9 protein-coding genes are annotated in these 12,895 nt (G+C 49.1%); 7 read left to right on the top strand and 2 right to left on the bottom strand.

The genetic code is table 11. From position 1 onward, the window contains the following. Positions 1 to 193: 193 nt before the first annotated feature. The 7 genes from arfA to PGL01S_RS07400 all read left to right on the top strand — a co-directional run bounded on the left by arfA (position 194) and on the right by PGL01S_RS07400 (position 8,614). Positions 194 to 1,705, top strand: coding sequence for an arabinosylfuranosidase ArfA (arfA, locus tag PGL01S_RS07430; protein ID WP_127493013.1), 1,512 nt, complete (start codon positions 194 to 196; stop codon positions 1,703 to 1,705). A 13-nt stretch (positions 1,706 to 1,718) separates the two neighbouring features. Beyond that, positions 1,719 to 2,648, top strand: coding sequence for an ArsR/SmtB family transcription factor (locus tag PGL01S_RS07425; protein ID WP_127493011.1), 930 nt, complete (start codon positions 1,719 to 1,721; stop codon positions 2,646 to 2,648). Between the two features lie 248 nt (positions 2,649 to 2,896). Next, positions 2,897 to 3,895 carry an LCP family protein gene (locus PGL01S_RS07420; RefSeq protein WP_127493196.1) on the top strand — a complete coding sequence of 333 codons (999 nt, stop codon included), beginning with the start codon at positions 2,897 to 2,899 and terminating at the stop codon, positions 3,893 to 3,895. Next, a complete protein-coding gene (locus tag PGL01S_RS07415) occupies positions 3,876 to 5,675 on the top strand; it encodes an acyltransferase family protein (protein WP_244935541.1) in 1,800 nt (599 codons plus the stop codon). Before PGL01S_RS07420 ends, PGL01S_RS07415 begins: the two co-directional genes overlap by 20 nt. A 124-nt stretch (positions 5,676 to 5,799) precedes the next feature. Next, positions 5,800 to 6,456 (top strand): response regulator transcription factor, encoded by a 657-nt coding sequence (locus PGL01S_RS07410; protein ID WP_127493009.1) that lies wholly within the window; start codon positions 5,800 to 5,802, stop codon positions 6,454 to 6,456. A 2-nt stretch (positions 6,457 to 6,458) separates the two neighbouring features. After that, a complete protein-coding gene (locus PGL01S_RS07405; RefSeq protein WP_127493007.1) occupies positions 6,459 to 7,886 on the top strand; it encodes a sensor histidine kinase in 1,428 nt (475 codons plus the stop codon). Next, a complete protein-coding gene (locus PGL01S_RS07400) occupies positions 7,883 to 8,614 on the top strand; it encodes a hypothetical protein (RefSeq protein ID WP_127493005.1) in 732 nt (243 codons plus the stop codon). Before PGL01S_RS07405 ends, PGL01S_RS07400 begins: the two co-directional genes overlap by 4 nt. A 54-nt stretch (positions 8,615 to 8,668) precedes the next feature. Here the strand turns inward: PGL01S_RS07400 and odhB are convergent, their stop codons facing one another. Both odhB and PGL01S_RS07390 read right to left on the bottom strand, forming a co-directional pair. Next, positions 8,669 to 9,910, bottom strand: coding sequence for a 2-oxoglutarate dehydrogenase complex dihydrolipoyllysine-residue succinyltransferase (odhB, locus tag PGL01S_RS07395; RefSeq protein WP_127493003.1), 1,242 nt, complete (start codon positions 9,908 to 9,910; stop codon positions 8,669 to 8,671). Positions 9,911 to 9,916: 6 nt separating this feature from the next. After that, a complete protein-coding gene (locus PGL01S_RS07390) occupies positions 9,917 to 12,799 on the bottom strand; it encodes a 2-oxoglutarate dehydrogenase E1 component (RefSeq protein WP_127493001.1) in 2,883 nt (960 codons plus the stop codon). Positions 12,800 to 12,895 lie beyond the last annotated feature (96 nt).

The following is a 12,895-nucleotide window of genomic DNA, read 5'->3' as shown; positions in this document are numbered from 1 at the left end:
ATTCCAGTTTAGTCGAAACCGGCTGCGGACTCAACATAGAACTTCTTAATAATGGGTATTTCAAAATGAAACTATTCTTACTAATTAATATTTTTATTAATTCAAATATATAAGAATTCGTTATTGAATTATTCCATTGGCTGATGTTTAATAAAGATATTGATTTATACATTTATCACGAGGTGATTCTTTAATGACGAACCGTGCAAAAATGATCGTTGACAAAGATTTTATCGTAGGCGAAGTAGATAAACGAATTTACGGCTCCTTTATTGAGCATTTGGGACGTGCGGTATACGGCGGTATTTACGAGCCTGATCATCCGTCTGCAGACGAGCAAGGCTTCCGTTCGGACGTGCTTGAGCTTGTAAAAGGATTAGACGTACCTATCGTCCGTTACCCTGGCGGCAATTTTGTATCCGGTTACAACTGGGAGGACGGCGTTGGTCCGGTTGCGGACCGCCCTAGCCGTCTTGAACTGGCATGGCGGACAATCGAGCCTAACCTGGTAGGCTTTAACGAGTTTGTGGACTGGTGCAAAAAAGCAAACACCGAAGCGATGATGGCTGTTAACCTCGGCACCCGCGGGCCGGAAGATGCCCGCAATCTGATCGAATACTCCAACCATGCTTCCGGCTCGTATTGGTCCGATCTTCGCATTAAGCATGGCTACAAAGACCCGCATAATATTAAAACCTGGTGCCTTGGCAACGAGATGGACGGACCTTGGCAGATTGGCGCAAAGACAGCCGTGGAATACGGCCGCATTGCCAATGAAACGGCTAAAATCATGCGCTGGGTGGATCCAACGATTGAGCTCGTGGCCTGCGGCAGCTCGGGCCTTGGCATGCCAACCTTCCCGGATTGGGAAGCAACCGTGCTTGATCTGACGTACGATAACGTTGATTACATTTCGCTGCATCAGTATTATGGAAATAGAGACAAGGATACGAAGAACTTCCTGGCTCAATCGTTAGGAATGGATTCCTTTATTCAGACGGTTATTTCCACGGCCGACTATGTGAAAGCGAAGAAGCGCAGCAAGAAAAACATTAACCTCAGCTTTGATGAATGGAATGTCTGGTTCCACTCCAACGAGAGCGACCGCAAGATCGAGCCTTGGTCCATCGCGCCGCCGCAGCTGGAGGATATTTATACGCATGAGGATGCGCTTGTGGTTGGCTGCATGCTGATCAGCTTGCTGAAACGCGCCGACCGGGTGAAAATGGCTTGTCTCGCGCAGCTCGTTAACGTTATTGCGCCAATTATGACGGAGAACGGCGGAGCCGCATGGAAGCAATCGATCTATTATCCGTATATGCATGCAAGCCTGTTCGGCCGCGGCACGGTATTGGTTCCTTTGCTCAAATCGGATAAATACGACTCCAAGGATTACACCGATGTACCTTATGTGGAAGCGGTAGCCGTTCATAACGAAGAACTTGGAGAAGTAACCGTATTTGCGGTTAACCGCGATTTGGACAATGCGAGAACGTTTGACATCGATCTTCGCAGCTTTGGCTCGTTCCGCGTCATCGAGCATATTGTCCTTGAGAATGACGACCTGCAAGCCGTTAATACGGCAGCAAATCCGGATAACGTGAAACCGCATGCGAACGGCAATGCAAAGCTTGAACAAAACGGCACGATTGAAGCTTCTCTCAGCAAAGCTTCCTGGAACGTCATTCGAATTAAACTTCAGTAACAGGATGTGAAACATGTTAATCAAAGCGGATACCGATCAAGCCTGGCTTCCGCTTTATGAAGCGCTGGCTAGTCCTGTGCGATTAAATATTCTGGATCTTCTCGCCGCTGCGGCTGAGCCGATGAATGTCAAAGATCTGGCTGCCGCGCTTGGGCTGAGCAGTGCCATCGTAACGATGCATGTCCGCAAGCTCGAGCAGGCGGGAATTATCCAGACGAAGATGGTCAGAAAACAGGGTGGCACGCATAAAATTTGCGAAATCGCGGCCTCTCGCATCCAGATTGATTTGCCGCAGCCCGGCTTTACTCCGAAGAAAACCCACGAGATCAGTATACCGGTCGGCCATTATACCGAATTTGAGGTGTATCCGACCTGCGGTATTGCAACAACGGAGAAAGTCATTGGCCAATTTGATGACCCGAGGTATTTCCTCGAGCCGGAGCGGATGAATGCCGGCATTCTATGGTTCGGCAAAGGGTACGTCGAGTATCGGATCCCGAATTATCTGCTGCCGGGCCAACGTCCCGAGGAGCTTGAGATTGTGCTGGAGATCAGCTCCGAGGCGCCGGGCTACAATGAGAACTGGCCGTCGGATATCGTATTTACCCTGAACGGCGTCCGGATTGGCATGTGGACCAGTCCCGGCGATTACGGAGCCGTAAAAGGGAAATACACGCCAACTTGGTGGCAGGATTTCGTTAATCAGTACGGCCTGCTCAAGATTATCCGCGTCCAGAAAAACGGTACCTTCATCGATGGTCAGAAAATTTCGGATGTCGGAATCGACCAGATTGGTCTGAACCGCAATCAATGGGTATTCCGCCTTGCCGTCGAAGACAACGCCGCCCATGTCGGAGGCCTGACGTTGTTCGGCAAAGGCTTCGGTAACTACAATCAGGACATGATTTTCCGCGTGAGTTATTTGGAAGGGCTGGACTGCTGATGACTCAGCAGTCCTTTCTTTTATAGGTCGTTCTGGCATAAGCGGCCAACATCATATAAATAGGGGACGTTCCTTAGTCATTTCAATGACTTAAGGAACGTCTTTTTCTTATCTTCCGACTTTACAACTTCATCACAACTCTCCCATATCGCGAATATATCCCTGTCCTATACTGTATCTGCACCAGGTAAGACAAGGAGGAGAATAAAGTGAGCAAAAAGCAAGCACTAAGGGCTCGAAGGAAATGGATGATTTCGTTTCGTATCGCTGTTTTGATTCTAATTCCTACAAGCTATTTCGGTTATCAAAGCATGGGGGTATATCGGGCGCTCGATAATCTTGACACATCGAAGAATGAACTTCAAATCGGCGCACATCAAGAGGATGAATCCATGAAACCTGTCGAGTGGACCGGAACAGAGCCCGTTAACATCCTGCTGATGGGAGGGGATAATCGGGGATTAAAGAAGAACGAATCCGCGCGTTCGGATTCCCTGTTGGTAGCTTCAATTAATCCCTTGACGAAGGAAGCCCGTTTGTTCTCTGTACTGAGGGATACTTATATCCCTATTGAAGGCCACGGTGAAGGACGAATCAATACATCGCTTGCGCTGGGCGGTCCGAACTTGGCGATGAAGACCGTAGGCGTTTTGCTTGACCTCCATATCCAATATTATGTCTATACGGATTTCGAGGGTTTCAAGTCGTTAATCGACGCAATTGGCGGTATAGACTTAGATGTAGACAAGGACATGAATTATACGGACAACGCGGACGGAAACCTTTACGATATTCATTTGACAAAAGGCATGCAGAAACTCGATGGAACAAAAGCTTTGCAATATGTCCGTTTCCGCCATGACGCAATGAGCGATTTTGCCCGTACCGAACGCCAGCGAAAATTGCTTGCAGCCGTTGCGGATAAGCTGAAATCAGGCTGGAATTTGACACGCATGAAACAAATAGCGGAAAGCGCCGCCCCTTATATTCAAACTAATTTGGACGTCTCCGATATGCTTAAGCTGGCATCGCTCGGTTCCAAAAGCGAGCTGGCAGGCACTGCGCAAGTGCCGCCAATGGATTTGCTTGAAGGCAAGAAAGTGAATGGCGCCTCGGTATTAGCCGTTAAAAGCCAAGATAAAGTGCATGAATTTGTAAAAGAGATCCTGAAAAATAGTGATGACACCGAACAATCTGGTTTGAATACGGATACCACTGGAGCAAAAGTTGGAGACGGAGGGGAATAATATACCGCAAACGAAAAACCGATACATGCCTGGTCTGGATGGTCTGCGTGCCATTGCCGTATTCGCGGTAATCGCTTATCATTTCGGCTGGCCTGCCGCTTCAGGGGGATTGCTTGGGGTTGGAGTTTTTTTCGTCTTATCCGGCTACCTCATTACCGATTTGCTTCTCGAAGAAAGAAGAAACACCGGAAGGTTCAACCTTGGCCGATTCTGGATCAGACGAGCCTTAAGGCTGCTTCCGGCCATGCTGTTCATGCTTCTAGCGGTAACCGTCTATCTGGCGCTTACCGCCCCCGGACGATTATCCGTTATTCACAGGGAGTTGTTATCCGCCCTAACCTATACAAGCAATTGGTATCTGATTTATCGGCAAGTTTCATATTTCGAAAGCTTTAGTCCGTTATCGCCTATAGGTCATCTATGGTCGCTGGCAGTGGAGGAGCAGTTTTACCTGCTATGGCCTCTGTTCATATGGGGGATGATCCGTTTCATTCCTATCCCGACGCGAGGTAAGCTGTTGGCAGCAACATTGACTGTTGCGGCTGCTTCATTCATAGCCATGGCGTTCTTATATATGCCCGGGACCGATCCGAGCAGGGTCTACTACGGAACGGATACGCGTGCATTTGGGCTATTGATTGGTGCAGCATTCGCGATTTTTATTCCTAGTCGCAAGCTTGCCGAGCCCTTTCAAAAGGGAAGCATTTTGCTGGATGTCACAGGGGCAATTGGACTTTGCATCTCGATTTGGATGATAGCGAGCATAGACAAATATGACGATTCGCTGTATAGAGGCGGTATGCTTGTTTTATCTGTGGCTTCCGGATTAGTTATTGTCGCTTCAGCGAGCCCGTTCAGCAAAATAGGAAGGTTATTGGCATGGAAGCCGCTTCGCTGGATCGGGGTTCGTTCCTACGGCATTTATTTATGGCATTATCCGGTGCAGGTGCTGGCTGGCCCCAAGGAACCCGGTGCGGAGTCAAACCTGCTGTACCAGCTTGTTCAATTAGTCATAATCCTCATTATTTCTTCCTTATCCTACCGCTATCTTGAGAATCCGATTCGTAACGGCACATGGTTTAAAAACAAGAAGAAGGAGAGAAAGTCGATGAATTCTAAAAAAATGAAAAAAGTTTATCGGACAATCACTTTGGGCATGGCAATTATGAATATGCTTCTAATCACAGCATGCGAAGGTGCCGGAAACAATAAATCGGCCCTTCCTCGCGAAACAACTGAAGAAACTTCTGCGAATATTCCTGATACGGCGACACCGACGCAGGCACCAGGTCATTCACCAGCAACGCATGTGGGACAATCGGGAGGCGTAACGGTGATTGGGGATTCCGTAATCGTTGGCGTAAAACCAAATTTGGAAAAGCTTATTCCAAACATCGTGGTCGACGGAAAGGTAAGCCGGCAATTATCAGACGCAATTGATGTAGTAAATACATTAAAGGCTGATCATCAACTGGAAAGTACAGTTGTCATCGAGCTGGGTACGAATGGACCGTTTAGCTCGAATAAGCTGGATGAGCTATTGGATGCAATCGGAGAGGACAAGCAAATTTATGTGGTGAATTCCCGCGTGCCGAGAGATTGGCAGGATTCGGTGAACAAGACGCTGGCGGAAGCGGCCGATGAGCATTCTAATGTGAAATTGATCGATTGGCATTCATTCAGCAAAGGTAAGACGGAATGGTTTACGAAAGACGGCGTTCATTTGCAGCCGAAAGGAGCAGAGGCCTACGCGGGACTCATTGAGGAGGCGATTCGATAAATGCACCGTTCCCTAATTATTGGATTATTTTGTATTCCGGATATTTCGTTTTTTTTAAGAATTGGCGTTTACAATGAGTGATGCCCGGAGTAACGGATAATCGGAAGAAGTGGGGATGCTGGTCATGGATAAAAGGATTCTGATCGTCGAAGACGATATGAACATTTCAAATATTATTAAGATGAATCTCGTTCTTGTTCATTATGAAACGGTACAGGTCTATGACGGAATCGCGGCGCTAGAGGCGATTGAGGGAGGGGGAATAGATCTTGTTCTTTTGGATGTTATGATCCCAAAGCTGGACGGCTTTGCTCTAATGGAAAGAATCAGACCGAAGGGGATACCCGTTATCTTTTTGACTGCGAAAAATACCGTATTCGATAAAGTAAACGGCCTCAAGCTTGGGGCCGACGATTATATGGTCAAACCATTTGAGGGAATAGAACTGCTTGCCCGGATTGAAACCGTACTGCGCCGATACGGCAAGGAGGAGGCGGAGATTACCATTGATGGCGTCCGTGTGTATCCGAACAAAAGGATAGTGACTTTAAAGGATGAGCCGGTGGAGCTGACACCCAAGGAATTTGACCTGCTTCTTGTTCTGATTAATAACAAAAATCTCGCGCTTTCCAGGGAGCAGTTTCTTGATAAAGTATGGGGCATGGACTACTACGGCGATACAAGAACGGTAGACATGCATATCAAGTCGCTGCGCAAAAAGCTTGGATTGCAAGACCGAATCAAAACCGTCTTCAAAATCGGTTACCGGCTGGAGGATTAGCCATGAGGTTTTGGCTAAAGATTTTCACGTATTCGATTCTGGTATTTTTCCTTATCTTCAATGTCACCTCCGTTATCGTCATTGAACGAAATCACGGGAAGATACTCACTCGCGAAATCAATAATGCGTTAAGCCAGAATATGAATATTCATTCAAGCGTAGATGCCATATTGCCTGTCGTCCTTATTTACGATTCTGAGCAGTACGAGGAAAACGTGCTTGCGAATATTGCTAAAGCATTCGTTGGAAAGGTTGGTGACGAAGGCGTTTATATGACGATTAAGGATGATAAAGGAAAAAGCGTCTATAACAATACTGACTTTGAGATGTCCATGAATCGGGCAGAAACAGAAAAGCTGAAAACAAATGAAATCAGGTATATTTTGCGCGATGTCGGAAACCGAACCATCCTGTTTACTTCCAACCTTACGGAAATTAATCGGAAAATATATACGTTTACGTATATGAAAGATATCACATCCGTTTACCGGGAGCGTATGGATCAGTATCAATTTTACCTAAAGGTCGATATTGTCGCTTGCTCCGCCTACATGATGATCATGTTTATCGTCAGCAGAAGGCTGACCACCCCTATACACCGTCTTATTCGTACTGCTCAATTTATCGCAGCCGGAGCTTTTTACGAGCGCGCGGAATCAAGATCGAAGGATGAAATCGGCGTATTAGCCAACAATTTCAATATTATGGCATCGGTAATAGAGGATAAAATCAAAGATTTGGAGAGGCTCAACCGGGAAAAGCAGTTGTTTATCGATAATTTTACGCATGAGCTAAAAACGCCATTAACTTCGATTATCGGTTATGCGGACTACCTTCGAACGGCAAAAACAGATGCTACCCAGCTGCTGGATGGATTAAATGTGATCTTATCCGAGGGAAAGCGGCTTGAATCCCTTTCTTTTAAGCTGATGAATTTAATCATGCTCGAAGGAACCGAGTATCCTATGGAGGATATGGATATCTGCTCGATCCTTGCGGAGATAAAGCCTGCAATGGAAATGAAAGCAAGGGAAAAACGAATAGCGATAAAGACTAGCTGTGAGTCAGCCCGTCTGCCGCTGGAGAAAGATTTGATGAAGATTCTGATCTTTAATCTCGTTGACAATGCGATCAAGGCTTCGTCGGAGTGCCAAAGCATCGTGATCCGTACATTCCGTCAGGGCGCAGATTGTATTCTGGAAATCGAAGATGAAGGGATGGGGATTGAAAGCGAGCATCTGGATCGCATATTCGAACCATTCTATATGACGGATAAAGCCCGAACCAGGAGAAACAACGGCGCCGGCCTGGGGCTTTCGATTTGCCAGAGCATAGCGACGCTGCACAATGCCGTAATAAGCGTGAGAAGTTTACCGGAGCAGGGAACCACGTTTAGTATCGCGTTCAGCCGGAGAGGAGCAGCACTATGAACAAGTTAGCCTGTTTATTCTTAGCTTTTGCACTGCTGCTTCTGATGACCGGCTGTGGATCCCTTATGAATCCTATCCCCAAGAATGTCGTTATGGTTAAGAAAATCGAGGAAGACAATAAAAATGATGCAATTTCTATGCCAAGGGGAGTCCTTGCCGTGGAATCCACAAAGTCACTTGGGCTGAATGCGCTTGGAAAGTATTTCGGAGTGCGGCTTTCGGCCGATCAGGCTCAATTCGAAGTGAGGGTGGTGGATATAAACGCGCTTAAGGGGCTTGTTGAGCAGAATATAGAACCGGATGAAAGAAAAGATGCAGAAGCGATGCTTAAAGAGGTACCCGAGGGTTTGTTTTATTTGACCATTACCTCGTCAAGCAACCACAGATACGAGCTTGTATTGAATGCGGGAACCGGTGAAGTACTAAAAATCTCGAATCCAAATCAGGCGAATAGGTTGTCCGATCTGAAAACGTTCGAGCTTGATTCAAGTACGATAGATAAGTTCCTTCAAGAGAAGCAGGGGGTAAAATCGGAGGAACTCGAGCAGATTGAAAAATTGATTTTCGAAAATAGGGAAGTTACCTATGTATACAGGAATCTGAAAGACGATCGCGTGAGATATGTAATCGAGGAGGATATAACCCAGAACAAGATAAAGGGATTTAGTAAAGACATCATGGCGCTGCTTACCTGGACAGCGAAATTGAAAAACGGTTATCCAAAATAGGGAATAAAAAGGGCCGTACCCAAGTCAAAGTGACTAGGTACGGCCCGTCTTCTCTTAGCCTTCGAGCAACAGGGTTTCTGGATCTTCCAGCATTTCTTTTACTTTTACAAGGAAGCGTACGGCTTCCGAGCCGTCAACGATACGGTGATCGTAAGTGAGGGCGATGTACATCATCGGACGGTTCTCCGAACGTTCTGCGTCGATTGCTACCGGACGAAGCTGGATTTTGTGCATACCCAGGATGCCGACTTGCGGAGCGTTCAGGATTGGCGTCGACAAGAGCGATCCGAATGTACCGCCATTCGTGATCGTGAATGTACCGCCTTGCAGTTCATCCAGCGACAGCGAGTTGTCGCGTGCTTTTTTAGCCAGGGATACGATCGATTTCTCGATCTCTGCGAAGCTCAGGCGGTCCGCGTCACGCACGACCGGAACAACGAGACCTTCTTTAGCCGATACCGCGATACCGATATCGTAGTATTGTTTAGCGATGATATCGCCGTTGTTGATTTCAGCATTCAGGTTAGGGAACTCTTTCAGAGCGCCAACAACTGCTTTCGTGAAGAAGGACATGAAGCCAAGACCAACTTCGTGTTTGTCCAGGAACGATTGCTTACGGCGTTTGCGAACGTCCATGATCGCTGTCATATCCACTTCGTTGAACGTAGTCAGCATAGCTGCCGTATGCTGTGCTTCAACGAGGCGGTTAGCGATTGTCGCGCGGCGGCGGGACATTTTCGTACGAGTGTATGGCTTGTTCGACGTAAATTCCGGTTGAGCCGCTTTTGCAGCTGGAGCCGGTGCTGCTGCAGGTGCAGGAGCCGCAGGGCGAAGCTCAACGCGTCCAAGCGTCGATTGCGCTTCGCTGATGTCGATGCCTTTTTCTCTTGCAAGCTTGCGGGCTGCAGGAGAAGCATTCAGGTGGCTGTCAGCCGCAGGTGCCGGAGCAACGGCTACCGCTGTGGCCGGAGCAGCAGCTGGAGCTGCAGGAGCCGGAGCGGCTGCCGGTGCAGGCGCTGCTTCAGCTGCCGGAGCAGCCGGTGCCGGAGCGGCAGCGCCGCTGCCAGCTCCGATTGTGCCGATGACTTCACCGATTTCAACGGTGTCGCCTTCGTTTTTCACGATTTCTTGCAGAACGCCGTCTTGCTCAGCGCTGATTTCGATGTTTACTTTGTCTGTTTCAAGCTCAAGAAGCACGTCGCCTTGTTTAACGGCGTCTCCTACTTTAACGACCCATTTGGAGATTGTGCCCTCCGTAATTGATTCACCCATTGCCGGTACTATGATTTGTTGCACGTGAGCTTACCTCCCTGTGTTATATGTCAACGTCGGACTGTATTTTAAAGTTTGCAATAAAATGTGCTGCTGCTCGAAGCTGTGTACTTGCTGGAAGCCGCTTGCCGTACTCGAGCGCTCAGGACGGCCGATGTAGCTTACGCTTGCAGCGGCTGGCGCGATTTTGCGCAGACGAGGCTCCATGTAGAACCACGAACCCATGTTTTGCGGCTCTTCTTGTACCCAGACGATTTCCTTCAGATTCGGCAGGCGTTCGATAATCGCCGCGATTTCTTTCTCAGGGAACGGATACAGCTGCTCAACGCGTACGACATGCAGCCAATCCAGCTCTTGATCGCCGTTTTTCTCGATTGCTTCTTCAATATCAATGGCCATTTTGCCAGTCGCAAGAACGAGACGTTCTACGCGGTCCGGCTTCGCGCCAAGACCTTTTTGCTCGATAACGGACTTGAACGAACCGTTGCTCAGCTCGGAAATTTCCGCGGCTACGCGAGGGTTGCGGATCAAGCTCTTCGGTGCCATGATGATCAGCGGACGAGCGGCATCGCTTTCCGTGATCGAAGCTTGGCGGCGAAGCAGATGGAAGTAGTTCGCCGCGCTGGACAGGTTCACAACCGTCCAGTTCTCTTCGGCGGACAACTGCAGGAAGCGTTCCAGACGAGCGCTGGAGTGCTCCGGTCCTTGACCTTCGTAACCGTGCGGAAGCATCATGATCAGGCTCGATTTTTGCTGCCATTTTGCACGGCCGGCGGAAATGAACTGATCGATCAGTACTTGCGCAACGTTAGTGAAGTCACCGTACTGCGCTTCCCAGATGACCATAGTCTCCGGAGCGTGTACGTTGTACCCGTATTCGAAGCCAAGCACGGCTGCTTCGGAAAGCGGACTGTTATGAATCGCAAACGATGCTTTCGCTTCAGGCAAGTGATGGAGAGGGCAGAACGTGTCGCCAGTCTCGGCATCATGCAGCACCAGGTTACGGTGTGCGAACGTTGCGCGTTCTACGTCCTGGCCGCTGATGCGGATCGGCTTGCCTTCCGCCAGAATCGATGCGAACGCAAGCGTCTCGGCATGGCCCCAATCCATTTTCTCGCCGTCGTTCACAGCCGTTGCGCGGCGTTCCAAGATGCGTTGCAGCTTCGGATAAACCTTGAAGTTCTCCGGCCATTTCAGCAGGTTGGCGTTGATCTCGCGAAGGGTTTCAACCGAGATAGGAGCTACCGCTTCGCCGGTTGCCAGATCGTTAGGCAGGCCTTGCGTTTGATGAACCGGCTCTTGGCCCTCGCGGCTCTTCATTTCCTCGTAAGCTGCTTTCAGACGGCCGATAACTTCTTGCTTCAGGCCTTCTGCTTCTTGCTCGGTAATCGCGCCTTCCGCAATCAGTTTGTCCGTAAAGATACGGCTTACCGTCGGATGAGCTTTTACTTTTTTGTAAATCGTAGGTTGCGTTGTTTCCGGATCGTCGGTTTCGTTGTGACCGTATTTGCGGTAGCCGATCAGGTCGATCAGGAAATCCTTTTTGAACTTCGTACGGTATTCGCTTGCCATGCGGGCCGCCGCGATTACCGCATCCGGGTCATCGGCATTGACGTGAACGATAGGAATTTCGTAGCCTTTCGCAACGTCGCTTGCGTAATGCGTCGAACGGGAATCGTGGCTCTCCGTAGTGAAGCCGATTTTGTTGTTGACGATAATATGAAGCGTACCGCCATGCGCGTAGCCGTTAAGCTGCGACAGGTTCATGGTCTCCGCCACGATGCCTTCGCCCGGGAAAGCGGCGTCGCCGTGCATAATGATCGCAGCGGCAAGATCCGCGTTCTGCTTCGGATAGCCGGGAGCCGTGCGGTCATCCTGCGCCGCGCGGGTGAAGCCGTCGACAACCGGGTTCACGTACTCGAGGTGACTCGGGTTGTTCGCCAGCGTAATGCGGGTCTTAACCGTTTCGCCCGTACCGATCGAACGGTTCGCGCCAAGGTGATATTTCACGTCGCCGGTCCAGCCGTAGTTGATGCCGATGGAGCCTTCGGACGGACTCATTTTCTTGTTCGTTGCATTATGGAATTCGGAGAAAATCTTGCTGTAAGGCTTGCCGAGCACATGCGCCAGAATATTCAGGCGGCCCCGGTGAGCCATGCCCATCAGAATATGTTTAACGCCGTCATTGGACAGCTCATGGACCATCTCGTCAATGAGAGCTACGAGAACGTCGTTACCTTCAACCGAGAAGCGTTTCTGGCCAACGAATGTGCGCTGCAGGAAATCCTCGAACTGTTCGGCTTCGAACAGCTTCGTCAGAACCTTCTTGCGTTCTTCCGTATTCAGCTTGGTTCCCGGATTTTCTTTCTCCACGCGTTGCTTCAACCATGCGCGTTCTTCTTCGTTATGAACGTGGCTGAACTCGTAAGCGATCGTTCCGGTGTAAGCTTTGCGAAGCTTCTCGATCGCGTCCCAGCCGTTTTTAACGTCAGCGGGAGCTTTCGTCCAGACAAGCTCTGCCGGAAGGGCAGCGAGATCGGCTTGCGTTAGACCGTATGTTTCAAGTTCCAGCATGTTGGTGCTTACCTTAGGACTGATACCGAGCGGGTCGATATCCGCAGCTAAATGGCCGAAAGCGCGTATGTTCCATACAAGCTTACCAGCCGCTACTAGGTTTTGAAGGACTTTGGCATCGATTGCGGCGCCGCCGGAAGCTTGCGCGGTTACGATTGGTGCTGCCGTTTGGCCTGCGTATTGAGGCGGTTCGCCATATTGCTCGAACAGCTCGCGATACTCGGCTACGACGGATTCAGGGTTTTGTTTAAAAAGTTCGTATTGTTCTTGGACGTAACCAAGGTTGGGCCCATAATAGGAAGCCCAAGGATCTTGCTTGTGTAAATTGCCAGATGACATCGACAGATACCTCCGTCTAGGATTTTGAAGTTCAAAGGGACGGAAATTAGAACTTACTTATGCATCCATTATATTATAAACAGGCCTTAAAACTTA

Source organism: Paenibacillus glycanilyticus NBRC 16618 (assembly GCF_004000805.1).
GTDB lineage: Bacteria > Bacillota > Bacilli > Paenibacillales > Paenibacillaceae > Pristimantibacillus > Pristimantibacillus glycanilyticus.
This window is presented reverse-complemented; position numbering and strand designations above follow the sequence as displayed.